At 61.4% G+C, this 26,545-nt stretch carries 23 protein-coding genes, 1 tRNA gene and 2 pseudogenes; 12 read left to right on the plus strand and 14 right to left on the minus strand.

The window, feature by feature from the left end; genetic code table 11:
- Positions 1–7 precede the first annotated feature (7 nt).
- The 3 genes from pheT to AC3VI7_RS00285 are packed head-to-tail and all read left to right on the plus strand — an operon-like array spanning position 8 to position 3,550.
- Complete coding sequence (gene pheT / locus AC3VI7_RS00275; protein ID WP_489668953.1) at positions 8–2,455, plus strand: phenylalanine--tRNA ligase subunit beta; 2,448 nt, start codon at positions 8–10, stop codon at positions 2,453–2,455.
- 4 nt (positions 2,456–2,459) lie between these two features.
- Positions 2,460–2,801: an integration host factor subunit alpha gene (locus AC3VI7_RS00280; protein WP_489668954.1), complete on the plus strand. Its 342-nt coding sequence runs from the start codon at positions 2,460–2,462 to the stop codon at positions 2,799–2,801.
- Positions 2,798–3,550, plus strand: a complete 753-nt coding sequence (locus tag AC3VI7_RS00285) for an acetyltransferase domain-containing protein (protein WP_489668955.1) — start codon at positions 2,798–2,800, stop codon at positions 3,548–3,550. Before AC3VI7_RS00280 ends, AC3VI7_RS00285 begins: the two co-directional genes overlap by 4 nt.
- Positions 3,551–3,566: 16 nt before the next feature.
- On the opposite strand, the pseudogene AC3VI7_RS00290 reads toward AC3VI7_RS00285, so the two are convergent.
- The 8 genes and pseudogenes from AC3VI7_RS00290 to AC3VI7_RS00325 all read right to left on the minus strand — a co-directional run.
- A pseudogene (locus AC3VI7_RS00290) lies at positions 3,567–4,304 on the minus strand (arginyltransferase); the annotation flags it as partial.
- Between the two features lie 21 nt (positions 4,305–4,325).
- The gene (gene aat, locus AC3VI7_RS00295) at positions 4,326–5,081 is read right to left on the minus strand and encodes a leucyl/phenylalanyl-tRNA--protein transferase (protein ID WP_489668956.1); all 756 of its coding nucleotides are present in this window, start codon (positions 5,079–5,081) and stop codon (positions 4,326–4,328) included.
- Between the two features lie 23 nt (positions 5,082–5,104).
- Positions 5,105–6,280, minus strand: coding sequence for an AIR synthase-related protein (locus tag AC3VI7_RS00300; protein ID WP_489668957.1), 1,176 nt, complete (start codon positions 6,278–6,280; stop codon positions 5,105–5,107).
- A gap of 71 nt (positions 6,281–6,351) precedes the next feature.
- Entirely contained in the window at positions 6,352–6,669 is a 318-nt protein-coding gene (locus tag AC3VI7_RS00305) for a DUF190 domain-containing protein (RefSeq protein WP_489668958.1), read from the minus strand.
- A 37-nt stretch (positions 6,670–6,706) separates the two neighbouring features.
- On the minus strand, positions 6,707–7,846 hold the full coding sequence (locus AC3VI7_RS00310; protein WP_489668986.1) for an MFS transporter: 1,140 nt from the start codon (positions 7,844–7,846) through the stop codon (positions 6,707–6,709).
- Positions 7,843–8,196, minus strand: a complete 354-nt coding sequence (locus AC3VI7_RS00315; protein ID WP_489668987.1) for a hypothetical protein — start codon at positions 8,194–8,196, stop codon at positions 7,843–7,845. Before AC3VI7_RS00315 ends, AC3VI7_RS00310 begins: the two co-directional genes overlap by 4 nt.
- Positions 8,196–8,972, minus strand: a complete 777-nt coding sequence (gene rlmB, locus AC3VI7_RS00320) for a 23S rRNA (guanosine(2251)-2'-O)-methyltransferase RlmB (RefSeq protein ID WP_489668959.1) — start codon at positions 8,970–8,972, stop codon at positions 8,196–8,198. The genes AC3VI7_RS00315 and rlmB overlap by 1 nt, the downstream gene beginning before the upstream one ends.
- A 43-nt stretch (positions 8,973–9,015) precedes the next feature.
- Positions 9,016–9,711 carry an ABC transporter ATP-binding protein gene (locus tag AC3VI7_RS00325; protein ID WP_489668988.1) on the minus strand — a complete coding sequence of 232 codons (696 nt, stop codon included), beginning with the start codon at positions 9,709–9,711 and terminating at the stop codon, positions 9,016–9,018.
- Here AC3VI7_RS00325 and AC3VI7_RS00330 point away from each other — a divergent pair.
- Positions 9,710–10,453, plus strand: coding sequence for an arylesterase (locus AC3VI7_RS00330; protein ID WP_489668960.1), 744 nt, complete (start codon positions 9,710–9,712; stop codon positions 10,451–10,453). The genes AC3VI7_RS00325 and AC3VI7_RS00330 overlap by 2 nt on opposite strands.
- Here the strand turns inward: AC3VI7_RS00330 and phaR are convergent.
- The 4 genes from phaR to AC3VI7_RS00350 form a co-directional block, all read right to left on the minus strand.
- The gene (phaR, locus tag AC3VI7_RS00335) at positions 10,410–10,919 is read right to left on the minus strand and encodes a polyhydroxyalkanoate synthesis repressor PhaR (protein ID WP_489668961.1); all 510 of its coding nucleotides are present in this window, start codon (positions 10,917–10,919) and stop codon (positions 10,410–10,412) included. The genes AC3VI7_RS00330 and phaR overlap by 44 nt on opposite strands.
- Before the next feature lie 99 nt (positions 10,920–11,018).
- Positions 11,019–11,095: transfer RNA gene (locus AC3VI7_RS00340), tRNA-Val, on the minus strand.
- A 59-nt stretch (positions 11,096–11,154) separates the two neighbouring features.
- Positions 11,155–13,389: a RelA/SpoT family protein gene (locus AC3VI7_RS00345; protein ID WP_489671172.1), complete on the minus strand. Its 2,235-nt coding sequence runs from the start codon at positions 13,387–13,389 to the stop codon at positions 11,155–11,157.
- A 5-nt stretch (positions 13,390–13,394) separates the two neighbouring features.
- Positions 13,395–14,288: an alpha/beta fold hydrolase gene (locus tag AC3VI7_RS00350; RefSeq protein WP_489668963.1), complete on the minus strand. Its 894-nt coding sequence runs from the start codon at positions 14,286–14,288 to the stop codon at positions 13,395–13,397.
- A gap of 127 nt (positions 14,289–14,415) precedes the next feature.
- On the opposite strand from AC3VI7_RS00350, the gene AC3VI7_RS00355 reads away from it, so the two are divergent.
- From AC3VI7_RS00355 to AC3VI7_RS00365, 3 genes are all read left to right on the plus strand, one after another.
- Positions 14,416–15,186 carry a 3-hydroxybutyrate dehydrogenase gene (locus AC3VI7_RS00355; RefSeq protein ID WP_489668964.1) on the plus strand — a complete coding sequence of 257 codons (771 nt, stop codon included), beginning with the start codon at positions 14,416–14,418 and terminating at the stop codon, positions 15,184–15,186.
- A 149-nt stretch (positions 15,187–15,335) separates the two neighbouring features.
- Positions 15,336–16,070 (plus strand): osmolarity response regulator transcription factor OmpR, encoded by a 735-nt coding sequence (ompR, locus tag AC3VI7_RS00360; RefSeq protein ID WP_489668965.1) that lies wholly within the window; start codon positions 15,336–15,338, stop codon positions 16,068–16,070.
- 97 nt (positions 16,071–16,167) lie between these two features.
- Positions 16,168–17,475, plus strand: coding sequence for a sensor histidine kinase (locus tag AC3VI7_RS00365; RefSeq protein WP_489668989.1), 1,308 nt, complete (start codon positions 16,168–16,170; stop codon positions 17,473–17,475).
- 54 nt (positions 17,476–17,529) lie between these two features.
- On the opposite strand, the pseudogene AC3VI7_RS00370 reads toward AC3VI7_RS00365, so the two are convergent.
- A pseudogene (locus AC3VI7_RS00370) lies at positions 17,530–18,558 on the minus strand (site-specific integrase); the annotation flags it as partial.
- A 107-nt stretch (positions 18,559–18,665) separates the two neighbouring features.
- Here AC3VI7_RS00370 and AC3VI7_RS00375 point away from each other — a divergent pair.
- A complete protein-coding gene (locus AC3VI7_RS00375) occupies positions 18,666–19,562 on the plus strand; it encodes a DNA-binding protein (RefSeq protein WP_489668966.1) in 897 nt (298 codons plus the stop codon).
- 120 nt (positions 19,563–19,682) lie between these two features.
- Positions 19,683–20,690, plus strand: a complete 1,008-nt coding sequence (locus AC3VI7_RS00380; RefSeq protein WP_489668967.1) for a D-2-hydroxyacid dehydrogenase family protein — start codon at positions 19,683–19,685, stop codon at positions 20,688–20,690.
- Between the two features lie 7 nt (positions 20,691–20,697).
- Here the strand turns inward: AC3VI7_RS00380 and AC3VI7_RS00385 are convergent, their stop codons facing one another.
- Positions 20,698–21,315, minus strand: a complete 618-nt coding sequence (locus AC3VI7_RS00385) for a hypothetical protein (protein ID WP_489668968.1) — start codon at positions 21,313–21,315, stop codon at positions 20,698–20,700.
- An 84-nt stretch (positions 21,316–21,399) separates the two neighbouring features.
- Between AC3VI7_RS00385 and AC3VI7_RS00390 the strand changes: the two genes are divergently transcribed.
- Genes AC3VI7_RS00390 through AC3VI7_RS00400 form a run of 3 tightly spaced genes read left to right on the plus strand, consistent with a single transcriptional unit; the run spans position 21,400 to position 26,529 of the window.
- Positions 21,400–22,092 (plus strand): TetR/AcrR family transcriptional regulator, encoded by a 693-nt coding sequence (locus AC3VI7_RS00390; protein WP_489668969.1) that lies wholly within the window; start codon positions 21,400–21,402, stop codon positions 22,090–22,092.
- 18 nt (positions 22,093–22,110) lie between these two features.
- Positions 22,111–23,322 carry an efflux RND transporter periplasmic adaptor subunit gene (locus AC3VI7_RS00395; RefSeq protein WP_489668970.1) on the plus strand — a complete coding sequence of 404 codons (1,212 nt, stop codon included), beginning with the start codon at positions 22,111–22,113 and terminating at the stop codon, positions 23,320–23,322.
- 33 nt (positions 23,323–23,355) lie between these two features.
- Positions 23,356–26,529, plus strand: a complete 3,174-nt coding sequence (locus tag AC3VI7_RS00400) for an efflux RND transporter permease subunit (protein ID WP_489668971.1) — start codon at positions 23,356–23,358, stop codon at positions 26,527–26,529.
- Positions 26,530–26,545 lie beyond the last annotated feature (16 nt).

The raw sequence follows: 26,545 nt of genomic DNA on the forward strand, positions 1-26,545 counted from the left end.
CGAAGAGATGCAATTTCCTGAATCGTGGTTGCGCGAGTTCTGCAACCCTGAACTGAACACCGCCGAGCTGGCTCACCTGCTGACCATGGCCGGTATGGAAGTCGAAGAGCTCAAGCCCGTGGCACCGCCGTTTCACGGCATCGTCGTGGCTGAGATCCTCGAAGCTGTGCAACATCCCAACGCCGACCGCCTGCGTGTGTGCAAGGTCGATGCTGGCCCGCACAGCCCAGACGGCCCGCTGCAAATCGTTTGCGGTGCCCCCAACGCCCGCGCCGGTATTCGCATTCCACTGGCCACCGTGGGTGCCGAACTGCCCCCCGGCGAAGATGGCAAACCCTTCAAGATCGGCACGGGCAAACTGCGCGGCGTTGAGAGCTTCGGCATGCTGTGCTCGGCGCGCGAACTCCAGCTCGCGGAGGACAACGGCGGCTTGCTCGAACTGGCGCTTGACGCCCCGCTCGGCCAAGACATCCGTGAGCATTTGAAGCTCGATGACACGCTCTTTACCCTCAAGCTCACGCCCAATCTGGGCCATGGTTTGAGCGTGTACGGCATCGCTCGCGAAGTCTCGGCCTTGACCGGCGCGCCGCTGCGCACGCCGGTGGTGCCCGCCGTGGCTCCAAGCATCGATCACGTGCTGCCGGTGCATGTCGAAGCGGCCGATCTGTGTGGCCGTTTCTCCGGCCGAGTGGTGCGCGGCATCCACCCGCAAGCCAAGACACCCGCCTGGATGGTGGACCGGCTGGCACGCTGCGGCCAACGCTCCGTCAGCGCCTTGGTCGATATCTCGAACTACGTCATGTTCGAGTACGGCCAGCCGACGCACATTTTTGATCTGGACAAGATCCACGGCGGCCTGACGGTGCGCTGGGGGCGTGAAGGCGAAAGCCTCAAGCTGCTCAACGGCAACACCGTCGCACTCGACGCCAAGGTCGGTGTGATCGCTGATGAGCAATCGGTCGAATCGCTCGCCGGCATCATGGGTGGTGACGCCACCGCCGTGGGCGACGAGACGCGCAACGTCTACGTCGAAGCCGCATTCTGGTGGCCGGAAGCGATTGCTGGCCGGGCGCGCCGCTTTAACTTCAGCACCGATGCCAGCCATCGTTTTGAGCGCGGTGTCGATCCGGCTCAAACCGTGGCACGCATTGAGTACATCACCGACTTGATCCAGTCGATCTGCGGTGACGCCCAAACCACTTGCGGCCCCGTCACCGATCAAAGCCTCCAGCTGCCCGAGCGTCGGGCCGTGGCGCTGCGGGTCGAGCGCGCCGCCAAGGTCATCGGCATGCCGGTGACCCAAGCGCAATGCGCCACCGTGTTGACCCGGTTGGGGCTTGAATTCACCGAAGGCGAGGGCGTGCTGAGCGTGACGCCGCCGAGCTGGCGTTTTGACATCGCCATCGAAGAAGACCTGATCGAAGAAGTGATCCGTGTCATCGGCTTTGATCAACTGCCGCTGACTCCGCCGGTGGCGCCGGTGACGGCGCGTGTCCGACCCGAAGCGCAACGCTCCAGCCACGCCTTGCGGCGTGCTGTGGCCGCGCTTGACTACCAAGAAACCATCAACTTCAGCTTTGTCGAAGAGCGTTGGGAGCTTGAGCTGGCCGGCAACGCCGCGCCGATCCGCTTGCTCAACCCGATCGCCGCACCGTTGGCGGTGATGCGTTCGAGCTTGATCGGCAGCTTGGTGCAGGTGTTGCGGCACAACTTGGCGCGCCGTGCGCCGCGCGTGCGCGTCTTCGAATTAGGCCGGGTGTTCAAGCGCGACGCTTCGGTCGCGGCCAGCGAACAAACCGTGGCCGGTATCGACCAGCCGTTGCGGCTCGCCGGTCTGGCTTGGGGCCCGGTGTCGCCCTTGCAGTGGGGTGACAAAGAGCGTGCGGTCGATTTCTTCGACGTCAAGGCTGATGTGCAAGCGCTGCTTGCGCCGCGCCAAGCCAGCTTTGTGGCCGCCGAGCATCCAGCGATGCATCCGGGCCGCTGCGCTCAGGTGTTGCTGGACGGTCAAGTGATCGGCGTGGTGGGCGAGTTGCATCCGCGCTGGCGTCAAGGCTACGAGCTGCCCGCCGGTCAAGGCGCGCCGGTGCTGTTTGAGCTGGATGTGGCGGCGCTCTTGGCGCGTGACGTGCCGGTCTTTGCCCCGGTGGCGCGCCAGCAAGCCGTGACGCGCGACATCGCCTTGGTCGTGGGTGAGGCCGTGAGCCACGACGCGCTGATCCAAAGCCTGCTGACTGCCCCCACGGGCGGTGTGTTGCGCAGCGCCAAGCTGTTCGACGTCTACCGCCCCCAAGCCGGTGCCGCTGGCTTTGCCCCGGGTGAACGCAGTCTGGCGATTCGCTTGGAGTTGCTTGACGACGAAGCCCCGTTGACCGATGCCCGCAGCGACGAGGTGGTCAAGGCCGCCATCGACGCAGTGCAACAAGCGGTGGGTGCCCATCTGCGCGGAGCCTGAAACCATGGCAGTGATCCCGGACGACGTGTTGGAGGCGATGCTGGCTTCGACGCCTACCTTGACCAAGGCCGAACTGGCCGAGTTGCTTTTTGAGCGCCTCGGTCTGAATAAGCGCGAGGCCAAGGACATGGTGGACGCCTTCTTCGTCCACATCCACGCTGCGTTGCTGCGCGGTGAAGATGTCAAGCTCACCGGCTTTGGCAACTTCCAAGTGCGCCGCAAAGCCCCGCGTCCGGGGCGCAACCCCCGCACCGGCGAGATCATCCCCATCCGCGCCCGCAACGTCGTCACCTTCCGCGCCAGCCACAAACTCAAAGATGTGGTGCAGGACGAGGATGCAGGTTGAGCGACAAGTCCCGCCGTCTTCCCCGTCTCGACGCCCTGCGTGGGCTGGCGATGGTGTGGATGGCGGGGTTTCACTTCAGTTTTGATCTGAACCAATACGGCCTGATCGGGCGGCAGAACTTCTATGCCGATCCGTTCTGGACCACGCAGCGCACGCTGATCGTCACGCTCTTTTTGCTCTGCGCGGGCTTGGGGCAAGCGTTGGCGTTTGAGCATGCAGCGCGCATGGCTTGGCGGCGTTGGGCGCAGATCGCGGGCTGCGCGCTCTTGGTGTCGGTGGGCTCGTGGTGGATGTTTCCGCACAGTTTTATCTGGTTTGGCGTCTTGCACGCCATGGCGGTGATGTTGCTGTTGGTGCAACTTTTACGGCCGCAGCCGGGTTGGCGCGTGGGGGTCGAGCGCTGGGGCTGGGGCTTGGCGGGGGTCATGTTGCTGCTGCCGCTTTGGGGGGCGCATCCGGTTTTTGACAGCCGCCTCACCGGCTGGGTGGGTCTGGCCACCCACAAACCCATCACCGAAGACTACGTGCCCTTGCTGCCATGGTTTGGGGTGATGTTCGGCGGCTGGTTGCTGGGCCGTTGGCTGCTCAAGCGCCCGTCGATGGGTGTTTTGGGTGGGGGCTTGGGCGCACTGACGGCACTGCTTCAACCTTTGGCGCGCTTGGGTCGTTGGCCGCTGAGCTTTTACATGCTGCATCAGCCGGTGTTGCTGGGTCTGCTGGAACTTTGGACGCTGCTGCGGCGCGCTTAGACGACGCGGACGCCAGCTTCAGGGCTTGCCAGCGCCCGTCGATCAAAACTTCGTGCGGCGTAAAGCGCGTTTTGTAGTTCATCTTGCGGCAGCCTTCGATCCAGTAGCCCAGATAAACGTAGGGCAAGCCCAGACGCCGGGCGCGCTCAATCTGCCACAGCACCGCGTAAGTGCCGTAGCTCGCGCCGACGACATCCGGATCAAAGAAGGTGTAAACCGCCGACAAGCCGTCGTCGAGCACATCGACCAAGCTGACGATGCGCAGCTGACCGAGTTCTTCGTTCGGCCCTAAGTCGGGTTCGCGAAATTCGATGATGCGGGTGTGGACCCGGCTGGGCAGCATCGACTCGGCGTACTGCTTGGCGCTGTCTTGGTCCATGCCACCGCCCACATGGCGATGCGATTGGTAGCGCTGATAAAGCGCGAAGTGTTCAGCATCGAACCCCACCGGCCGCACGCGCACCACCAAATCAGCGTGACGTGCAGCGCTGCGCCGCTGGCTGCGATCCGGCTTGAAATCGTGGGTGCGCACACGTAGCGCAGTACACGCTTGGCAGGCGTCACAGCGCGGTCGGTAAACATACGGCCCGCTGCGCCGAAAGCCCTCGCGCACCAAACCGACGTACAGCTGCTGATAGACCGCATTGCTCACCGGCTGGATCGGGATCACCACTTCCGAGCGCGCTTGTTGCTCTGGCAAGTAGCTGCACGGGTAGGGCGCGGTGAGATAAGCGTGCAGCAGCTCGTTATGCATGGAGGCGCTTGTTCAAACCGCTTATGAGAGCGCTTGCCACATGGCGGGCTCGAACTGCCAGCGCGCCGCAGCCCTCATCGCTTCAGGCGTGGTGACCCGGTGCAGATGGGCTTCAAAGTCAGCACGCGCTACAGGTGCCGCACCCAGCGAGGCCAAGTGGCCGGTTTGCTGTTGGCAGTCGATCCAGTCGATGCCCTTCAAGCGGCAAAACGCCACCAACGCGGCCAGCGCGATCTTGGAGGCGTCGCTGCGCCGGGCAAACATGGATTCGCCGTAGACCATGCCGCCCAAATGCACGCAGTACAGGCCACCAACCAGCTCACCGTCGATCCAAGTTTCAACCGAATGCACGTCGCCCGCGTGGTGCCAAGCGCTATAAGCGGCGACCATCTCGGGCACGATCCACGTGCCGGGTTGACCCTCACGCGGCCGATCGGCGCAAGCTGCGATCACGGCGGGCGTGTTGCGGTCAAAAACCACTTCGCAGCGCGGATGCAGCTGCGTGGCTTCTTGGATAAAACGCGCCAAGGTTTTGCGCAGCGAGCGGTGCAGCTTGAAGTCGCGGGTTTGCAGCACCATGCGCGGTGCCAAACTCCACCATAGGATCGGTTGCCCGGGCGAAAACCACGGAAAAATGCCGCGCTGGTAGGCGGCCCGCAGCCGCGCCACGCTCAAATCGCCGCCGATCGCCAGCAAACCCGCCGCGCCGCTGTCCTCGCCCAACACCTCGGTGGTGGGCGGGAAGTCGAGCTGCTCAGGATGGAGGTAGGGAGCCACCGTGGTGCTGCTTAGCACTACTGTTAGCGCAATTGCAGGTCGTCGCTGCCGTACTCGATGCCCAAAGGCTCGATCAGCAAACGCTTCGGACCGGCTTCCAAGCGGCCCGCCACCCAAGCGTCGATGCCTTGGGCCTTGGCGATCTCGACGCAGCGCTCAGCGTCTTCAGCAGCCACGTATAGCGCAAACCCCGCGCCCATATTGAGCGTGCTGTAGGCCTCGTGATCGTCTTGGCGAGCTTGTTCTTGGATGAACTTCAGCACCGGGGTAACGGGCGGCACGGTGTGGATGCGATACGTCATTTCAATCGGATGACGCAGCAGCTTGCGCCAGCCGTGGCCGGTGATGTTGGCGCAGTAATGCGGCCGGATCCCCGCAGCAGCCAGCGCTTCAGTCACGGGCGAATAGAGCACGGTGGGTGCAAGCAGCGCCGCGCCATAGCTCAGGCCGGGGTGATTTACCGGGTCGATCTCGGTCAAATAGCCTTGGGGGAGGCGCTCCACCAACTTGCGCGCCAAGCTCAAACCATTGGCGTGGATACCGCTCGAAGCCAGCAGCACGATGGCGTCGCCTGCGCCAAGGTGGTCGCCCAGCGAGAGACGATCTTTCGGGCTGACGATGCCGGTACACGAAGCAGCCAAGTCGATGCGACCGGCTTCGACGATGCCCGCCAGCGCCGGGGTTTCGCCGCCGCCCCAAGCCACCTTGCAGACATCGCACGCCTTCTTCCAGCCGTCCACCAGCGCGTTGGCGCGCAGCTTGTCTTCAAACCAAGCCGATCCACCAGCTGCCCAGTACGCCTGCACCACCAAGGGCGTGGCCCCGACGGTGATCAGATCGTTGATGGCCATGGCGATGGTGTCTTGCGCGATACCGTCGTACCAAGAGCGGCCCGTGAGCTGCGCCATCTCGTCAGCGACCAAGGTCTTGGTGCCGAGGCATTCCACGATGGAAGCCAAGTAAAACGGGCCCACGTCGAGCACATACGCTGATTCGCCCCGCGAGGCGCTCACTTCAGCAAAGCCACGCCCAGTCATCGACACCGCCGTGGCAGCCGCTGCACGTTGGGCAGCGATCTTGAGCGGGTCGATCAGGTCGTAATTGACCCCGGCTTGCTCATAGCTGAGCGTGCTGGTGTCTGCGGCAACAGAGGCGGCAACAGTCGAGGGCAGGGAGGAGGGTTGTGATGTCGATTGCATGGTGCGGATTATCGGCGAACCGATACGCGCCCATGGCACGCAAGGCAGAGCAGTTTGAGGCGAGTCATTGATCAGACCGAGCCGGTCATGCCAAATTCGATGGGGGTCTTGACGTAGAAGACGTTGATGTGCTCGTCGCGCAGGCGTTGGAACAAGCGTTCGGCATCGGCGGCGCTGGCAGCGATGGTGACTTCGACCGGCTGGTCGGCCAACTCAAAGAAGTGCGCCGAGTGCAACTTGCCGCCGCGCCCAAAACCCTCGCCGGCCATGGTGAGCGTGCCGCCGCTGAGACCCAGTTGACGGGCTTCAAGCAGCAGCCATTCGGCCAGGGGCGTGTGCCCATGGCGGCAGTCTTGCTGGGTGAAAAAGGTGAGTTGAAAACCGAGCATGGTGTCGTCCTCCTTACCCGCCAAGTTTAGAGCCCCATCAACTTTTGACCAACGCCCTCAGGCCCAAACCAGCCACCAGACTGAGCAAGATGGGCAAGCCCCAGATGGGTGCGAATTGCAGCGCTGAGGCCCCAAAGGCCGGAGCGCAGAGACCGCCCAAGGTGTAAGAGAGCACCAACACGGCGGTGGCATTGACCAAAGCGACCCCTTGGTGACGGTGGCCGATATCGACCATCGCCAAGGTGTAAAGCGCGCCCCCTGCGCCGCCCCAAGCAAAGGCGATCAGCCAGGCCAAGGGGCGCGCCTCGGGAAAAAGACCCACCAAGGGCAGGAGCAGCGTGGCGCACAGATTGACGCGGGCGCACCAGCGCCAGATGCGCTCCAGCGACCAGCGATCAGCCGCCAACCCCACCGGCACCATCATCAAGGCGCTGCCTAACCCGCTGGCCGAGACCAGCAAGGCCGCTTGAGCGACCGGGAAACCGTGGGCAAGGCCAAACAGCGGCAGCAAACTAGCTAGGCCCGCCTCGAAAAAGCCACCCACAAAACCCACCACCATCACGGCCGGTGCCGCGCGCAGGGCGTCAAAAATGCCGTGCCAGCCCAAGCGCACATCTTCATCGGCCGGGTGTTCACGCTTCGGGACCAACGCCGTCAGCAGCACCCCCAAGCCCACCAACGCAATGGCCGTCCAGCGGGACGTTTCAGCCCCAGCGCCTTCGGTGCCGATCAAGGCCAACAAAGCAGGACCGAGCACAAAGGTGGCCCCGACCATGGTTTCGTAGAGGCCGACGATGCGACCGCGCCAAGCCGCAGGGGCCAGCTCAGCCACCGTGGATTCAGCGACGATCCAGCGCAGCGCACCGGCTGCCCCGGCGATCAAATAAAGCCCGGCCCACAGCGGTGCGGAGGTGCTCAACGTGATGCCCAAAAGCGCCAGCAAGGGCACCACGCCACTGGCTTGCAGCGCGCCTTGCGGCCCCAGACGCCGCACCCAACCGGCGGTGAACGGCGTGGCCAGCGCCATGCCCAACCATTGGCTGGCACTGACCAATCCCACTTCAGCGGTATCGAGCCCACGCGCTTTCAGGGTGAAAAGCAGCAGCGGGCCGAACATGAACAGCCCGCAAAGCTCACAAAACGTGGAAGCGAACAGCGCCGCTAGGCCCAGACTCAGCGTGGACTCTCGAAGAAAACGTAGGACGTCGAGTAGTCGCTGATCTCGAAATAGACCCGCTTTTCACCGTCGTCGGCCACGCTGTTGAGGTTCTCGTCGAGCACACCGTAGCCGTAGCGATAGGGCCGAGGCTGGCCATCTTCGGTGCCATACGCCGTGCTCAGCTTGTCGATTTTGACGAAGCGCCGCACCAGCTTGTCACCGGCATAAACCTCCAAAATGCCGTTGGTGCCGGTCCAGTTCTGGATGCTGCGCTTGATGGCGTTTTGCTTTTCTTGGGTGCAGCCGCCCAGCAGCAAAGCGCAGGCGACCAAAGCCGCCCCGACATGCCGCAACTTGATCGACGTCATCATGATTTGGCTCCAGGCTTGGCGGCCGGTTTAGCTTGACGCTGACGCAGGGCTTCGTAGAGGCACAGCGCCGAAGCGACCGAAACATTCAAGCTCTCGACCGCCCCTTGCATCGGGATGCGCACCAGCTCATCGCAGGTTTTGCGCGTCAACTGACGCATCCCGGAGCCTTCAGCACCCAACACCAAAGCGACGGGACCGCGCAGATCAATGTCATACAGGGTCTTTTCCGCGTCATCGCTGGTGCCGATCACCCAGATGTTGCGATCCTTCAGCTCACCCAAGGTCCGGGCCAAATTGGTCACCATGAAGTACGGCACCGTCTCAGCCGCGCCGCTGGCAACCTTGGACACCGTGGCCCCCAAGCCGACCGCATGGTCCTTGGGCGCAATCACGGCCTGAGCGCCCGCGCCATCCGCCACCCGCAGACAAGCACCAAGGTTGTGCGGATCGGTCACACCGTCAAGCACCAAGAGCAGCGGTACCGCATCCGACTCTTCTTGAAGGTCATCAAGGCGCTCATCCAAGGTACGGCTGTCCTTGATGGGCTCGACACGGGCCACCACACCTTGGTGACGATCTGAGCCGCCTAGACGACTCAGGCGCTGATCATCGCTGTCGATCAGCCGCAGGCCAGCGGCCTGAATACGCTCGACCAGTTGACGCATGCGAGCATCGCGACGGTTGGCGTCGATGTGGATCTCGCGGATGGATTGCGGTGCTGTTTTGATACGCACCGTCACGGCATGAAAGCCGAACAGAATATTTCCAGACATGGGGCGGGATGGTAGCGGTTCTTCAACGTTGATCAGATAACAGTCAGACGACGACCCGACCCGCTTCCAAGCGAATCTGGTGATCACAGCGGGCAGCGATGTCCCGATCGTGCGTCACCATGACCAAGGTGGTGCCCATTTCGCGGTTCATGCGAAACATCAGTGCCATCACGGCTTCGCCGGTGGCGTGATCCAAGCTGCCGGTGGGTTCATCGGCCAACAAGACCGCCGGCTGGACCACAAAGGCGCGCGCCAAGGCCACCCGTTGCTGCTCGCCGCCCGAAAGCACCTTGGGGTAGTGGCTCAAACGTTCGCCCAAGCCCACCCGCGCGAGCATCTCGGTGGCCAGTTGACGTGCTTGGCGCTCGCCGCGCAATTCCAGCGGCAACATGACGTTTTCCAACGCCGTGAGATGGCCCATGAGCTGAAAGCTCTGGAAGACAAAACCCATGCGCTCCCCGCGCAGCGCAGCACGCGCATCCTCGTCCAAGCTGAACAGATCGACGCCCCCAATGCGCACTTCGCCCTGGCTGGGGGTGTCGAGCCCAGCCAACAAACCCAACAAGGTGCTCTTGCCTGAGCCCGATGCCCCGACAATGGCCACCGAGGCGCGCTCCGCCACCGAAAAATCGATGTCGTGCAGGATGGTCAGCCATCCGCCGGCATCTTCGACTTGCTTGCTGAGCCGGCGAACGTCGATGGCAGCGGGCGTTGTCGTAGGAATGAACTTGTCTTGCATGATGGACACGATGGAACAGCCTTATCTCGTTATCTCAGGGGTGCGTCGGCGGCACTGTATCGCGATGCTGCTTGGGGGCTTGGCGCTGATGTCACCGCTCAGCACCACAGCGGCCACGCCAACGGGGACAACACCCCACGCGGCGAAGCGTTTGTTGGTGGTCGGCGACAGCCTCTCCGCCGAGTACGGCTTGGAACGCGGCACCGGCTGGGTTGCGCTGTTGGGGCAAAAACTCCAAGAAACCAAGGACCAAGTTGGGTCGATGGGCTCGGTGGAGGTGATCAACGCCAGTATCAGCGGCGACACCACTTCAGGTGGGCGGGCGCGGCTTGCGGCTTTGCTGGAACGTCACAAGCCCAGTCATGTGATCGTGGAGCTGGGTGGCAACGACGCCCTGCGCGGCTTGCCGCTGGCTCAAACCGACGACAACTTAACCGCCATGGCCCGCATGGCTCGCCAAGCGGGTGCCAAGGTCATGCTGCTGGGCATGCAAGTGCCGCCCAACTACGGCCGCAGCTACGCCGAAGGTTTTGCTGGGCTCTACACCAAGGTGGCACGCAGCGAACACACCGCGCTGGTGCCGTTCTTCTTGGCGGGGATTGCCGACGATGCCGAGCCGCTGCGTTGGTTTCAAGCCGACCGGATTCATCCAGTCCAAGCAGCGCACCCCAAAATCTTGGCCACGCTCTGGCCGACGCTCAAGCCTTGGTTGAACGCTTCGGCGGCACCACGGGCAAAGTGAAACCCGGCAAGCCGGTCATGTAGCTCGACATCAGGGTCTGCATCACCGGCGCTTGCATGGTCATGAACTGCGTCCACGCTTCTTGATTCGCACCGGGTACCGCCGCCTCCGGCAAAGCCAGGGTTTGATCGGTCAGGTGCTTGTTGAAGTCGATGAAGGTTTGCAGGTTCTTCTCAAGATACGTCCCCATCAAACCCTGCATGGTGTTGCCGTAGAAGCGGATCACCTGCGCCAACATGTTGGCGGTAAAGATCGGCGTGCCACCTGATTCAGCCTCCAGAATGATCTGGAGCAGGATGCTGCGGGTGATGTCTTCGCTGGTCTTGGCGTCACGGACTTCAAAGTTCTCAGCATCCAGAACCATCTGTTTGACATCCGCCAAGGTGATGTAGCTGCTGGTTTGGGTGTCGTAGAGCCGACGATTCGGGTATTTTTTCAAGACCCGCAAACTCTTCGAAGTCGTCATGCAAAGGCTCCAAGCAATAGACAATGGACGAACAAATGGCACAAACGGCAAAAAAACGGCACCTTGAATCAAGGTGCCGTTTTGATCTTCAGCAAATTTTGGTAGGCGCGATTGGACTCGAACCAACGACCCCCACCATGTCAAGGTGGTGCTCTAACCAGCTGAGCTACGCGCCTGAAGAGCTTTGAACTATAGCATGGAAATGCATTTCGTCAAGCATACTGATGAAAAAACTTCATTTTCTACGCACGCTCTGCACCCCATAGACCTGAGCAACATGCGTGAGGACGTTTGAAAGCCGGGCCACATCAGCCACTTCAACCGTGAAAGTCATCCAAGCCGTGCCCTTGATGCTCTGGGTATGAACGCCTGTGACGTTCATCTTCTCCTTGGTGAAGACTTCGGAGATGTCACGCAGCAAACCCTGACGATCAGCGGCCAAGATCGACACGTTGACGGGATAGAGGACGCCATCAGCCACGTGGTCCTCGCCATCCCAGGTCACCGCCAGCACGCGTTCGGTGGCTTGCAAAGCCATCTGGCGAAAACTGGGGCAGTCCGCCCGATGCACGGCCACACCCTTGCCCCGGGTGACATAGCCCCGAATCGGGTCAGGGGGCGCGGGGCGGCAACAGCGGGCCAGTTGCGTCATCAGCGCAGGCACACCCACCACCAGCACGCCAGCGCTGGCCCCATCGCCCATGCGTGAGCGCCGGATCAAGACGTTCTTGTCAGCCGCCGGTGGCGCAGGGGGGCGCAGCAGGTTCTCGATATTGCGCAGCGGGTACTCGTCTTTGCCCACTTTCTCGAACAAGGCGTCCGCATGCTCAAAACCCAACTGCTCGGCCAGCGATTCGAGCTTCAAGGCCGTGCGGCCTTCGCGGGCAAGCAGCCGCTCCACCGCCTCTCGGCCCCGAGCGATGGTTTCAAGCTGTGCCCGAGCGTTGAACCAAGCCCGTACTTTGGTGCGCGCCCGTGTACTGCGCAGGTATCCCAGTTGCGGGTTGAGCCAGTCCATGGACGGGCCACCCTCCTTGACCGCACTGACCTCCACGGTCTGGCCGCTTTCTAGGGCCGTTTGCAGCGGCACCATCACCCCATTGACCTTGGCCCCCCGGCAGCGATGGCCCAGATCGGTGTGCAGGCTGTAGGCAAAGTCAATCGGCGTGGCTCCGGCCGTGAGTTCAACGATGTTGCCTTGGGGGGTAAAGACGTAGATACGGTCCTCAAACAAGCCTTGGGCGGGAATCGTCTCGGCCACCGCTTGCACCGCATCACGCTCCCACGCCAAGAGCTGATGCAACACCGCGCGACGCGCCAAGGCGACCCGGTCCTCAAAGTCACCGGCTGCGCTCACCCCGGCGTAGCCTTTGGTGCCGGCTTCCTTGTAGGCCCAGTGAGCCGCAACGCCGCTCTCCGCATGCTCATGCATCGCCAAGGTGCGGATCTGAATTTCCACCGGCACAGCCGCAGCACCCTCGACACCGGAATCCGTCAGCACCACGGTATGCAAAGACTGATAGCCATTCGATTTAGGCCGAGCGATGTAGTCGTCGAACTCGTCGGGCAGCGGCTGCCAGCGTTCATGCACCCGGCTCAAGGCGGCGTAGCAGTCATCCACGCTGACCACGATGACGCGCAGCGCACTCACATCCAGCACGCGGGCAAACTCAAGCTGCTTGCCGCGCATCTTTTTCCAGATGCTGTAGATATGCTTCGGGCGGCCATGCACTTGGGCAGTGATACCCACTTGGGCCAAGGTCTCGATGAGTTGGCAGCGCACAGCCTCAATGCGGCTTTCGCGCTCAACGCGCTTTTCGTCCAGCAAGCTGGCGATACGTTTGTATTGCTCGGGCTCCAGAAAACGGAAGGCCAGATCTTCCATTTCCCACTTGATCTGCCAAATGCCCAGTCGGTTCGCCAGCGGTGCAAAGATCTGCTGGGCCTCACGCGCCAGCATCGGCGGGCACGGTTTTTTGGTCGCCGCGTAGTGGCGCAAGGTTTGCAAACGAGAGGCCAATCGCAGCAACACCACGCGCAGATCGCGTGAGAAGGCCAAGAGCATCTTGCGCACCAGCTCGAGCTGATCTGCCTGACCTTGGGCACCCGGGTCTTCGGCCATGGCCCCGCGCGCATGGCGCTGAACTTGCACCAGCTTGCGGGTGTGGCTAACCAAATGACCGTAAGACGGCCCAAAAGCCTGGGTCACCACGTCTTCGGGATCGCTCAGGAATTCGCCCGCGTAGACCAGATAAACCGCAGCACGCAGCGAGGGCGCGGCACCCATAGCGCGCAAGATCTCGGCCACCCCATCGGCATGCTCCAGGGCATCTTCGTCCGTGTCGAAATGCCGCCCAGTCAGCAGTGGCTCGGCAAAAGCACGGGCACGCGCCAGATGCGTGGCGGTCTCAGGGCCATCGGTCGCCAGCTCAACAATGGGGAGGAGGGCCTCTTGCATGGGCAAACGCATGGTTTTCAAGCCGTCAGAACATCGGCAAGGGTCAGGAATCGGACAACCCCTTGGACCTGATCCGGTTGAATCAGGGTCGGAGCATGACCCACGCCTTCGACCTCGATACAGTGCGCCCGAGGTCCGCGTTGGCCCATCTCGATGACCGTGGCTGGCGAAAGTAGATCGGACTCCACCCCGTGCAACAACAAGGTGGGGCAGCTGATCTGATCGTAGGCGTACCAAAGAACGGCGGTCCCGAGCTGAGCCGCTTCGAGCGTCATATGACGCAGCGGGAAAGCAATCGCCGGATCGTAGTGCAGCTGATAACCACCCGTTTCAACCGGCTTGAGTTGATGACGGCACAGCTCCAGCCATTGCTCAGCGGTATGTGGACCAAAGGTCTTGGAAACCTCCCACAAGGCCTCGGCCGCAGCCTCGATGCTCGGCCAATGCGTTGGGTCGCCAAGGTAGGCCGAGATGCGCTGCAAAGCCACCGCTTCAATCACTGGACCGATGTCGTTGAGCACCAACTTGTTGATGGGTGAGCCCGGTAGCGAGGCCAAGGCCATACCGATCAGCCCGCCCATCGAAGTGCCGACCCAAGCCAGCTCCTGCACGTCGAGCCGGGCGATCAAGGTCACCATATCGGCCACATAGGTCGGGACCACGTAGCCGGCCGGATCACGCAACCCGTCAGAGTGACCACGTCCCACCACGTCGGGACAAATCACCCGAAAGCCTTCGGCCACCAAGGCGCGGGCCAGCACGTCGAAATCGCGCCCCTGACGGGACAAGCCATGCACACACATCACCACCCGGGGGCTTTCCGGGTCACCCCATTCCCAGTACGCCATGCGGTGCAGGCCTTTGGGATCGAGACATGAAACATGGCGCAAGCTCGGCTGTAGGTGAGTCATGGGTACCCGTACAAGAAAGTTGGATGGAGAAAGTTGGCCGGAAGGTGGCTGAAAGGCCGGTGTCGATAATGAAGGGTTCCAGCTTCTGTAGCTTCCGATTAGTTCTGATTAGATAAGAGGATTCACCATGCTCAAAGGCAAAACTGCACTCGTCACCGGATCAACCAGCGGCATCGGCCTAGGGATCGCCTTGGCCTTGGCCCGTCAAGGCGCGGACGTGATTCTGAACGGCTTTGGCGATGCCGAAGGCCCAAAAGCTGAAGTGGCCGCCTTGGGCGGGCGTGTGGGCTATCACGGTGCCGATATGAGCCGGTCCGCCGAGATCGAAGCCATGATGACTTACGCGCAAGCTGAGTTCGGCGGCGTAGACATCTTGGTCAACAACGCGGGCATCCAGCATGTGGCCGCAGTCGAAGATTTCCCGGTCGATCGCTGGGACGCCATCATTGCGATCAACCTCAGCTCGGCTTTTCATACCACCCGCTTGGCCTTGCCCGGCATGAAAGCCAAAAACTGGGGCCGCGTGCTCAATGTAGCCTCGGTCCACGGCTTGGTGGCTTCGACCCAAAAGGCCGCTTATGTGGCCGCCAAACACGGTGTGATTGGCCTGACCAAAGTTGTTGCCCTCGAAAACGCCACCACCGGCGTGACCTGCAACGCCATCTGCCCAGGCTGGGTGCTGACACCGCTGGTGCAAAAGCAAGTCGAGATGCGCGCTGCCAAGGAAGGCGTCGATATCCAAGAAGCCACCCGCCGCTTGCTGGGGGAGAAGCAGCCCTCGCTGCAATTCACCACCCCGGAACAGTTGGGTGACTTGGCCGTTTTCCTCTGTTCTGCGGCCGCCGACAACGTGCGCGGCGTGGCTTGGAACATGGACGGCGGCTGGACCGCGCAATGACCTTTGGGCGATGACCCTCTCGGTGGGTGCTGTTACAAATGTGGATGGCACCCACCAAGGGCTCGCAAGATATGTAACAGGCGGTCAGGATGCCTAAATAATCGGCAGGCTCTGCGCACAATGCGCCCGTTACATATTTGGAGGCAGCTATGTCAAACACCAATCCCCAGCGTACTGACCGCATTGTTGTGGTCGATGATGACGCGCGTATCCGCGATTTGCTGCGGCGCTACCTGACGCAAGAAGGCTTTGAAGTCCTTCTGGCTGAAGATTCGAAAGCGCTCAATCGCATCATCACGCGTGAAACGATCGACCTGATCGTGCTTGATCTGATGCTGCCGGGTGAGGATGGCCTGTCGATCTGCCGGCGTCTGCGTGCGGCCAACGATTCGACGCCGATCATCATGCTGACGGCCAAGGTCGAAGATGTGGACCGCATCGTGGGCCTCGAAGTCGGCGCTGACGACTACCTGCCCAAGCCTTTCAACCCGCGCGAACTGCTGGCCCGCATCCACGCAGTGCTGCGTCGCCGGCCCGCCCAAGAAGCACCCGGTGCCCCGTCGCGTGAAGCCCAAAGCGTCACCTTCGGTCCGTTTGAGTTTGATTTGGCCTTGCGTCGCTTGACCAAGAACGGTGAAGTGATTTCGCTCACCACGGGTGAATTCTCGATGCTCAAGGCGCTGGTACGCCATCCTCGGCAGCCGCTCAGCCGCGACAAGCTGGCCCAGCTGGCCCGTGGGCGTGAATTCGAGCCCTTTGACCGCAGCTTGGATGTGCAGGTTTCCCGTCTGCGCAAGATGATTGAGCCTGATCCGACCCAGCCGCGCTATATCCAGACGGTCTGGGGCGTGGGCTACGTCTTCGTGCCGGACGGCACAGCCTGAGGTGCGGATGTCCAGCCCTTCTGCCGTGAAAAATGAGCCCGCTGCTGTCTTGAGCTTGCCTGCGTCGCTGCTGCGCTTTGTGTTGCGACGTTTCCCGATGAGCTTGTTCTGGCGCACCTTCTTGCTGCTGTCAGTGATGTTGGGCTCGGGCATTCTGGGCTGGGTCTACACCCTGCGCTATCTCGAACTGGAGCCGCGTGGCGTACAAGCCGCTCAGCAAATCGCCAGCTTGGTGAACCTCTCAAGAGCTGCGCTGCGCTACACCGATCAGCTCAACCGCTTGTCATTGGTCAAAAACATCGCCGAGCAAGAAGCAGTGCGCTTGCAACCGCGTGAGCCCGAGGACAAGTGGGAAGCCTTCGAGATTGATCGCTTCACGCGCACCATCGGTGCCGAGCTGCGCTCAAGGCTGGGGCCGCAAACGATCGTGGCCTCCAGCGTCAATGGCACCACAGGGTTATGGGTCGGCTTCTTGATCGAGTCCGACAACTACTGGTTGCAGGCCGATCAGAACCGGGTGCAGTCCGCCATGACGGGTCGCACCACCATGGCGGTGATTGGGCTGACCTTGTTGCTGACCCTGGGCGGCTCCGCCTTGATCGCCGGCATCATCAACCAGCCGCTGCGCCAACTCTCCATCGCCACCAGTCGCATCCGCGAGGGTGAGTTCGGTTCGCGTCTTGATGAAGAAACCCCGACCCGCGAAATTCGCGAACTCAACCGGGGCTTCAACCGCATGGCGCGTGAGCTGGCCAAGATCGAGGAAGACCGAGCCGTGATGCTGGCGGGTATCTCGCACGATCTGCGCACCCCCTTAGCACGCATGCGCCTTGAAACCGAAATCAGCGTCGCTGACGAGGAAGCCCGGCGCAACATGGCCTTGGACATCGATCAGCTCGACGCCATTATCGACAAGTTCATGGACTACGCTCGACCCACCCAGGTCAAGCTGGCCCCCGTGATGCTCTCGCCGCTGGTGGACCGTGTGATCGCGTCGGTGCGCAACACCGAGCACATCCGCATCACCTCACGGGTGGCGATTGATGCGCGGGTGATCGCTGATGAAACCGAACTGGCCCGGGTTTTTGCCAATCTATTTGAAAACGCCCGCCGCTATGGCCGCTCCAGCGACGGTGTGGCCCATGTCTCGGTGACCTACGCCCGCTCAGGCCACTGGATCATCGTCAGCGTGCGTGATCACGGGCCCGGCGTGCCCCATGCCATGTTGTCCCGCCTCACCACGCCTTTCTTCCGAGGCGATGCCGCGCGCACCCACGCTGGCGGTGCGGGCTTGGGTTTGGCCATCGTGGACAAGACCATGACCCGCATGGGCGGGCAGTTCGATATCTCCAATGCCGCTGACAGCGGTTTTGTGGCGCACATCCGTCTGCGGCGCGCGGGCTGAGGCATCCAACAACCGGCTGGCGCGGCTAAACGCTTCGCCAGCCCGGAAGTAACCCACCACCGAAGCCACCGAACGGTGGCCGGTGAGGGCCATGGTTTCGGCCAAGGGAATCTGCTGACGAGCCGCCTCGGTGACGAAGCCGCTACGCAGCGAGTGCGCTGAATAGCCTTCGTCGCTCAAACCGGCTTGCAGGCTGCGTGCCTTGACGATGTCGCGTACAGCGGCGTCGGCCAAAGGCTCCGCAATCACATCACCCCTTCGAATGCGCCGGAAGAGGGCACCTTGTTGGATACCGCTGGCTGCTAGCCAGGCGCTCAGCGCTTGTGCAGCGCGGCCAGCAATGGGTTTGAGATTTTCTGGCCGCTGCGCGCCGTCGGGATTGGTTTTGGAGTGGCGCAGCACGTAGAGGCATTCCTCCGGGCTGAGCCATTGCAGATCTTCGACGCAGGCTGAGCAAACTTCTGAGCGCCGTCGGCCACCGCTCGACCAAGCAAACAGCAATAGGGCGCGATCACGCAAGCCACGCAGTGAGTCATCACAGGTGGCCAGCAGCGCTTCGAGCGGCTCGCGCGTGAGCGCCGGCTTGCGCTCGGCCGTGTCCCCGCGCCGGGCAAAAGCACGACGCGTGCGCAGCAACAGCGCTTTGACGCTTTCATGGGCGCATGGGTTGGGCAGGGCCTGCACGCGGTGCAGGGCCGACAACACCCGCACGCGGTGCATGACCGTGTTGAGCGTGGGCATGGCTGTCGCCCCGACAAAGCCTTGGCTTTTGAGCGTTTCACCCAGTTCGGGCGGCAACTCCCGCCGCACGCTGCCATCGCTGCTGCGGTGTCCGGCGTGATCGAGCACGAACTGCACCACCACCGCCGCCTCGACGGGCACCGCCATGGGCTGGCCGTAACGCAGCGCATGCCATGCCATCCAGTAGCGCAAGGCCGATTGGTAGCTGCGCCGTGTGTGCGGTGATTCACCTTCACGCATCAAGGCGCGCAAAGCCTGCTCAGAACCCGTTATCAACAAGCTGAGATCCAAGGTGGCCAGGGTGGGCAAAGGGATCAACACCGATGTTTTGTTTGATTTCATATGTAGTACGTATTATTTGTTATGTGTACAATTACATGATGGAATTTAAGTCGCGATAAGCATTCATTATCGTGAGTAAAGTTAGTTTTGCACAACAAGGAATCGCCATGAGCCGAGGAATCACCGCCAACGATGTCTGGCAGGCTGCCGACGAACTGCTTCAGGCCGGCGAACGGCCGACCATCGAGCGGGTGCGCCTCAAAATCGGCCGGGGATCGCCCAACACCGTGAGCCCACATCTGGACGGCTGGTTTGCCAGCTTGGGCGCGCGACTCGAACCAGCGGGCAGCACCGGGCAGAACAAATCAGGGGCAGGGCGCTTGGCTGGAAGTTTTGATGAGGTAGGCACGACCACCAACCCGGATGAGGCCTTTACGCTGGCGGCATCGACGTTTTGGCAGCTGGCGTTGACGTCGGCGCGCAGCGCAGTGGAAGCCAGCCTGAGCGAGGTCCGCGCGGCTTTGGCTCAACAAGCTGAGGATTTAAAGCAAGCGCAAGACAAGTTAGAGCTGAAGGCGCAGCACATGGCGGCTCGCCAAGAAGGGTTGGAGCGCGCGCTGCATGGTGCTGAGCAACAAAGGGCTGAAGCGGCCCAGCGTGCGGCTTCTCTGGATGCGCAACTGAATGTGTTGCAGCAACAGCGCGAGAAAGAGCGCACCGCCTTGATCGAAGAACGTCAACAACTGGCGCAGCGCAGCTTGGAGCAAGAACGCCACTGGCAGCTTGAGTTGGAGCGCACCCGTGAGGCCCATAAACAACAGGCCTTGCAATCGCAACAACAGGTGGAGCGGCTGACCCAAGAACGCATCGCCCAACAAAAAGACGCCGTCGCGATGCAGCAGCGTTTTGAGGATCGCGAGCAAGTAGCGCAAGCCCAACTGCATCAAGTCATGAACCAGCTGCACGAGGCGCAAGCCAGCAAGCGGGCACTGGGCTCATCGAATGCTGAAGGGGCCAGCTCGGCGCGGTTCAAGGTGCGCAAAATGCGCCGAAATCCAGTATAAATTTGACATAATATACATCGTCATGCATTGACAATGCTGCATACACTCAGATGGAGGCTCTAGCTGGGCTTAAGCAAGAAGAAATCACAGGCACAATCGGGGGCTTACACGTAAGAGCCCATGAACATCATCATCTTGGACGATTACCAAGACGCGGTACGCAAATTACGCTGTGCCAAGCGTCTGGAAGCCTACAACCCGAAGGTCTATACCAATACCGTCAAAGGCATTGGTCAGTTGTCCGTGCGCCTCAAAGAAGCCGAAGTGATCGTGGCCATCCGTGATCGCACGCACTTCCCGCGTCTTTTGCTTGAAAAGCTGCCCAAATTACGCCTCATCGCCCAGACAGGCCGCGTCGGTGATCACATTGACGTCGAAGCCTGCACGCGCTTAGGGATTGCCGTGGCCGAGAGCCTTGGTGGCCCCGTCGCACCGGCTGAGTTGACGTGGTCACTGATCATGGCGGCTATGCGCCGCTTGCCGCAGTACATCGGTAACTTGAAGCACGGGGCGTGGCAGCAATCGGGCCTTAAAGCCGGTTCTATGCCACCCAATTTTTGCCTCGGCAGCACGCTCCAAGGCAAAACACTTGGGATTTGGGGCTACGGGCGCATTGGTCGCTTGGTGGCGGGTTATGGTCGCGCCTTCGGTATGGATGTGCAGATTTGGGGCAGCGACGCCTCGCGCCAAGAAGCCGTCGATGATGGGTTTTCAGTGGCGGATAGCCGCGAGGCCTTGTTCGAAACCAGCGATGTCTTGAGTGTGCATTTGCGCTTGACGCCCAACACGCACGGTTTGATCACCTTGGAAGACTTCGCCCGGATGAAACCGACAGCCCTGTTTGTGAACACCTCGCACGCCGAGTTGATTCAAGACAGCGCCTTGGTGGCCGGCCTCAATCGCGGCCACCCCGGCATGGCGGCTGTGGATGTGTTTGAAAGCGAACCCATTTTGCAAGGCCACCCCTTGCTGCGGCTCGAAAACGCGGTTTGTACACCCCACATTGGCTACGTCGAGCTCGACAACTTCGAGAATTACTTCGACTCAGCCTTCGACAACGTGCTCAATTTCATCCACGGCACGCCGACGCACATCCTGAATCCAGAAGTGCTCGGCCGGGCGTCTTAACGTTGTTTCAGGCCTTCGGTACGAAGTTGAAACCCACGCCAGTGTTGGAGACCTTCATGGCCCCGAGCTGAACGCCCAAGGTATCGAGCCCTTGGACCAGCTTGTCGGGCAGCTTGTGGACGGTGTAACCCTCCAGCACCTGCTCAACAAGCAACCCCCCGATGCGCTGCACTTGCGGTGCCAGCGCCGAAGGCACAGCGCTCAAACTGAGTTTGTCTGAACGCACCGAGGCCAGCCGCAGGCTGCGATCCGTCGGCTCGTAGCGCAGGCCGCTGCTGATGCCAAAGTTGCCCGTGAAACTTTTGCGCAAGAACATGGATTCGGTCCCCACCGACATATCCAGTTCAGTGCCAATCCGATTGTTGGCGGGTTGCAACGCCAGTTTGGGAACACCCAAGCCCACATCAAAGATTTCGAGCATGCGCCGGCTGAGCGGAAAGAAGCCCGCCATCGATTCGCGCAGGCTCTCCAAGCTCATTTCATAGCCTTTGAGGTGATCTAGTCCGCCAGCGCAACCGCTCAAGCTGGCCGCGCTAAAGATAAAGGTGCCACCCAGACCACCAAGACCAAGGAGATGCAAAACATCACGACGAGTGGGTGCGTAGGAAGATTTTGAGATGCTCATGATGGGAATAAGACCTGAGAAATTTGCATCATGCCGCAACATCTTGGAAATATTACTGACTGTGTAGTCACTTAGAATCAAGCTGTGAACATCCCCCCCTGCCCAAGCCCCGCGACGACGCACCAACGTCGTAAGGTGGAACGCCCTCAAGAGCTTCTGGAAGCGGCCCTGTCCCTGTTCGTCGAAAAAGGCTATGCCGCCACCCGAGCCGAGGAAGTCGCCCATCGGGCGGGCGTCTCCAAGGGCACCTTGTACCTGTACTACCCCAGCAAGGACGAGTTGCTCAAGGCAGTGATCCGGCAATTCATCGGCACCGAAATCACCGCCGGCATTTTGGAAGTCGAACAGTTCCACGGTTCTTGTGCTGAAGCTTTACGCACCCTTTTGCCGCCAAGCTGGTTGAGGCTGCTTAACAGCGCCGCTTCGGGCGTTTTTAAGCTGATCATGACCGAGGTGCATCACGTGCCGGAGTTGGCCGATTTCTATCAACAAGAGATCGTCGGACCCGGTGAAAAAATCGTCGCCGACTTGTTGCAGCGCGGCATCGATCAGGGTGAATTCAGGCCCGTGGATGTCGGCATGGCGGTACGCTCCATCACGCTGCCGCTGGTGATGCTTTGCATCCACAAACACTCGCTGGGCTGCTTTGATCTCCAGCATCGCCTGCCTTTTGATCCAGATCGGTTCGTCAAAGCGCACCTCGACTTGGTGCTCGCCGGTCTTTGTTCTTCCCACACCCCTGTAGGCCGCACAGCCACGGCCCTACCCCCCTTCTAATTTTTTGGAATACCTCTGATGAATCGCACCTTGCGTCTCAGTTTGATCGTCGCTGCCGTGGTGGTGGTGGCCGGTTTGGGTCGTCTCATGATGACGAAGGGGGCTTCATCAAGCCCCGCTGCCACAGGCACTGCGGCGGCGGCGGTACTCGCAGCAGCCAGTGCGGCTCCGGTGGCGCTTGATCTGGTGGCCTCAGACATGATTCAAGCCGATGAGCACGAATTGGTTCGCACTGTGGCGGTTTCGGGCAGCCTGCGTGCGGTGCGCTCAGCCTTGGTCAAAGCGCGCTCAGGGGGCGAATTACTTTCCTTGGGGCCGCGTGAGGGGGACAGCGTCCATGCCGGGCAGATCGTGGGCCGCCTCGACGCCGCCGAGCTGGATTTGCGTTTGCGTCAAACCGAACAGACCGCCTTGGCCGCACGCGCTCAAGCCGACATTGCCCGCCGACAGCTGGACAACAACCGGGCCATGGTGGCGCAAGGGTTCATCTCCTCGACCGCGCTTGAAGCTTCCTTGGCCAACGATCAAGCCGCTCAAGCCAATTTGCAAGCCGCCCAGGCCAATGTTGATCTGGCCCGCAAGGCGCAAAGCGATGCGGTTTTGCGTGCGCCCATCAGCGGTCAAGTCTCTCAGCGCCTAGCGCAGCCCGGTGAACGGGTGGCGATGGATGCCAAGTTGCTAGAAATCGTGGACTTATCCAGTCTCGAACTCGAAGCGGCCCTGAGCCCGGAAGACGCTGGCTCCGTCAAGCTCAACACCACGGCGCAGTTGCAGGTGGAAGGCCTGAGCACGCCAGTCGAGGCGCGGGTGGTGCGTATCAACCCAGCCACTCAGGCCGGGACGCGTTCAGTGCTGGTGTATTTGTCCCTGCCAAATACCAGCGGTTTACGCGCCGGACTTTTTGCCAAGGGCACCGTCGAGCTCTCGCGGTCTCAAGCCTTGACCGTGGCGCGTTCGGCGCTGCGCCTCGATGACCCCAAGCCCTATGTGATCGTGCTGGAGACCAGCGCCGCTGGCCGTACGCGGCTGATGCACCGCGAGGTGAGCGTCGGTGTACGCGGGCTGGTGGGTAGCGAAGAAGCCGTTGAAATCCTGAGCGGCTTGAAGGCGGGTGAAGCGGTGCTCAAAGGCACGCTGGGCACGGTGCGCGATGGCACGCCAGCCAAGCTGCCGCCAACCGCCCTGCCCGCTGCATCGGCTGCATCGGCTGCATCGGCTGCATCGAACTGATCCATACAACACCAAGTTTTCAGGGGCACTTCGATGTGGTTTACACGTATTTCCATCGGTAATCCGGTGATGGCCACCATGGTCATGCTGGCCTTGGTGGTGCTGGGTTTGTTTTCATTCCAGCGGCTCAAGGTTGATCAGTTCCCGGACGTGGACTTCCCCACGGTGGTGGTGGCGGTCGATTACCCCGGCGCATCCGCCGAGGTGGTTGAAACCGAAGTGACCCGCAAGGTCGAGGAAGCGGTCAACTCGATTGCCGGCATCAGCCAGCTCAACTCGCGCAGCTACGCCGGCACGTCGGTGGTGATCATCCAGTTCAACCTGTCGATGGAAAGCCGCAAGGCGGCCGACGATGTGCGCGAAAAACTCGCCATCCTCAAGCCCATCTTGCGTGAAGAGGTCAAAGAGCCCAAGGTCATGCGCTTTGATCCGGCCAGTCGGCCGATCTGGACCCTGGCCATCAGCTCGCCCGACCAAAGCTACAACACCATGCAGCTTTCGACTTGGGCTGACCAGACCTTGCGTCAGCGCCTAGAAAACGTGCGCGGCGTGGGCTCGGTGGCCTTGGTGGGGGCCATCAAGCGCGAGATCAATTTGTATCTGCGCCCGGATGCCATGGAAGCCGCCGGCGTGAGCGTCGAGCAAATCACGGCCGCCGTGCGCAGCGAAAACCAAGATCTGCCCGCTGGCTCCTTGCGCGCCAAAGAACGCGAACGCGTGGTGCAGATCAAGGGGCGGATTGAGCGCCCCGAAGATTTCGCCAAAATCGTCGTGGCGCGCAAGGGTCAGACCTTGGTGCGGCTGGGCGATGTGGCCCGCATCGTCGATGGCCCGGCCGAAGTGGAGTCGCTCGCGCTCTACAACGGTCAGCGTTCGCTGGTGATGGACGCGCTCAAGTCCCAGGGCGAAAACACCATCGAGGTGGTGGATGGCCTGAACAACGCGGTGGTGGAGCTCAAAAAGACCGGAGAAATTCCGGCCGGTATCAGTGTCGATGTGGTGCGTGACAACTCGCGCCCGATCCGTGTCTCGGTCAACAACGTGCGCCGCACCTTGATCGAAGGCGCGTTGCTGACCATCGGTATCGTCTTCTTGTTCCTCAACTCGTGGCGCTCGACCGTCATCACGGGCCTGACCTTGCCGATTGCCTTGATCGGCACCTTCTTGTTCATGTACTGGTTCGGCTTCTCGATCAACATGATCACGCTCATGGCTTTGAGCTTGTGTGTGGGCCTCTTGATCGACGACGCCATCGTGGTGCGTGAAAACATCGTGCGCCATGTGCAGATGGGCAAGGATGCGCATCGCGCTGCGCTCGACGGCACCGCAGAAATCGGTTTGGCGGTGTTGGCTACCACCCTCTCCATCGTGGCGGTGTTCCTGCCGATCGGTTTCATGGGCGGCATCATCGGCAAGTTCTTCCACGAATTTGGCGTGACCATCGTGGCAGCGGTGTCGATCTCGATGTTCGTCAGCTTCACGCTCGACCCGATGCTCAGCTCCATCTGGCACGACCCGAGCATCCACGCCGACGGTGCGGCGTTCAAGCCCAACACCCTCTATGACCGCACCATCGGCCGCGTGACGCATGCGGTCGATCAGTTCTCGCACGCCATCGGCCGGGTTTATCAACGCGCCCTGGGTTGGTCACTGAAGCACAAATTGGCCACGCTCGGCATCGCCGGGTCCACGTTGATTGGCAGTTTTGTCTTGATCCCAGTGCTGGGCAGCGAGTTCGTCCCCAAGGCTGACTTTTCGGAAACCTACGTCAGCTTCAACACCCCAGTGGGTTCTTCCATTGAAGTGACCGAAGCCCGCGCCAAGCAAGTCGAAGCCATCATCCGTGAGATGCCCGAGGTGCGTTACACCCTCAGCACCATCAACACCGGCCAAGCACAGGGCAAGATCTACGCCCAGATCTACATCCGTTTGGTGGATCGCAAGGACCGCAAGCTCAACCAAGATCAACTCACCGGCCCTTTGCGTGAGCGGCTGTCGCATGTTCCCGGCATCACCGTGACGCACGTCGGGGCGATGGACTCGATGGGCGGGCAAAAGCCGATCATTTTGTCCATTCAAGGCAGTGACTTGGCCGATTTGAAGCGCCAGTCCGAAGCCTTGAGCACCAAGTTGCGCCTCATCCCCGGTTTGGTCGATCTGGACACCAGCGCCAAACCGAATCAGCCCACCATCGCCATCGACGTCAAGCGGGATGCGGCCGCCGATCTGGGTTTGTCGGTGGGCAGCATCACCAACAGCCTGCGTGCGTTGGTGGCCGGGCAAACGATTGGCAACTGGCGCGCCAGTGACGATCTGAACTTGGATGTCAAGGTGCTGCTGGCCCCTGAATCGCGCGATGACGCGGCTGATTTGCGCCGCATGGGTTTGGTGGCCGGGCAAAACGCTGATGGCAGTGCCCGCATCATCCGGCTCGACCAAGTGGCCGAGTTGCGTGAAGACGGCACCCCACCGCAGATCAACCGGCGCGACATGACGCGCGAAGTGGAAATCAACGCCAACGTCTATGGCCGCTCGATGGGCGAAGTCTCGGCCGATATCCGCAAGGTGCTGGAGCAACACAGCTTCCCACCCGGCACGCGCTGGCGCTTTGGTGGCTCCACCAAGGACATGGCCGAGAGCTTTGGCTACGCCGTCTCAGCGCTCGCCATGGCCGTGATCTTTATCTACATGATTCTGGCCTCGCAATTCCGCAGCTTCTTGCAACCCATCGCGCTGATGAGCGCCCTGCCCCTAACCTTGATCGGCGTGGTGCTGGCACTGCTGATGTTCCGCTCGACGCTCAACATGTTTTCGATCATCGGTATCGTCATGCTGATGGGGTTGGTCACCAAAAACGCCATCTTGCTGCTCGACTTTGCGATTCGGGCACGCAAGGGCGATGTGCATCTGGAAGACGACCACAACAACTTGTCCGGCAAACCCATGGAGCGTGATGCGGCTCTGCTTCTGGCCGCCAAGGTGCGCTTGCGTCCGATCTTGATGACCACGCTGGCGATGGTGTTCGGCATGGTGCCGCTGGCGTTTGCGCTCACCGAAGGGTCTGAGCAGCGTGCGCCCATGGGCCAAGCGGTGATCGGTGGGGTCATCACTTCCTCAGTACTTACCCTGGTGGTGGTGCCGGTGATCTATTGCTACCTCGACGATCTGGTCATGTGGGTGCGTCGTCGGCGTCAGAGCCGTCACTAAAATGGCGCTTCCCTTC

Source organism: Leptothrix toolikensis (SeqCode) (assembly GCF_057922285.1).

Bases quoted from the DNA above. Each gene is read 5' to 3' on its own strand.
- pheT (WP_489668953.1), top strand. From the start codon at position 8: ATGCAATTTCCTGAATCGTGGTTGCGCGAGTTCTGCAACCCTGAACTG.
- AC3VI7_RS00280 (WP_489668954.1), top strand. From the start codon at position 2,460: ATGGCAGTGATCCCGGACGACGTGTTGGAGGCGATGCTGGCTTCGACG.
- AC3VI7_RS00300 (WP_489668957.1), bottom strand. From the start codon at position 6,280: ATGCAATCGACATCACAACCCTCCTCCCTGCCCTCGACTGTTGCCGCC.
- AC3VI7_RS00305 (WP_489668958.1), bottom strand. From the start codon at position 6,669: ATGCTCGGTTTTCAACTCACCTTTTTCACCCAGCAAGACTGCCGCCAT.
- AC3VI7_RS00315 (WP_489668987.1), bottom strand. From the start codon at position 8,196: ATGACGTCGATCAAGTTGCGGCATGTCGGGGCGGCTTTGGTCGCCTGC.
- rlmB (WP_489668959.1), bottom strand. From the start codon at position 8,972: ATGTCTGGAAATATTCTGTTCGGCTTTCATGCCGTGACGGTGCGTATC.
- AC3VI7_RS00330 (WP_489668960.1), top strand. From the start codon at position 9,710: ATGATGGACACGATGGAACAGCCTTATCTCGTTATCTCAGGGGTGCGT.
- AC3VI7_RS00325 (WP_489668988.1), bottom strand. From the start codon at position 9,711: ATGCAAGACAAGTTCATTCCTACGACAACGCCCGCTGCCATCGACGTT.
- phaR (WP_489668961.1), bottom strand. From the start codon at position 10,919: ATGACGACTTCGAAGAGTTTGCGGGTCTTGAAAAAATACCCGAATCGT.
- AC3VI7_RS00345 (WP_489671172.1), bottom strand. From the start codon at position 13,389: ATGCGTTTGCCCATGCAAGAGGCCCTCCTCCCCATTGTTGAGCTGGCG.
- AC3VI7_RS00350 (WP_489668963.1), bottom strand. From the start codon at position 14,288: ATGACTCACCTACAGCCGAGCTTGCGCCATGTTTCATGTCTCGATCCC.
- AC3VI7_RS00355 (WP_489668964.1), top strand. From the start codon at position 14,416: ATGCTCAAAGGCAAAACTGCACTCGTCACCGGATCAACCAGCGGCATC.
- ompR (WP_489668965.1), top strand. From the start codon at position 15,336: ATGTCAAACACCAATCCCCAGCGTACTGACCGCATTGTTGTGGTCGAT.
- AC3VI7_RS00365 (WP_489668989.1), top strand. From the start codon at position 16,168: ATGAGCTTGTTCTGGCGCACCTTCTTGCTGCTGTCAGTGATGTTGGGC.
- AC3VI7_RS00375 (WP_489668966.1), top strand. From the start codon at position 18,666: ATGAGCCGAGGAATCACCGCCAACGATGTCTGGCAGGCTGCCGACGAA.
- AC3VI7_RS00380 (WP_489668967.1), top strand. From the start codon at position 19,683: ATGAACATCATCATCTTGGACGATTACCAAGACGCGGTACGCAAATTA.
- AC3VI7_RS00385 (WP_489668968.1), bottom strand. From the start codon at position 21,315: ATGAGCATCTCAAAATCTTCCTACGCACCCACTCGTCGTGATGTTTTG.
- AC3VI7_RS00395 (WP_489668970.1), top strand. From the start codon at position 22,111: ATGAATCGCACCTTGCGTCTCAGTTTGATCGTCGCTGCCGTGGTGGTG.
- AC3VI7_RS00400 (WP_489668971.1), top strand. From the start codon at position 23,356: ATGTGGTTTACACGTATTTCCATCGGTAATCCGGTGATGGCCACCATG.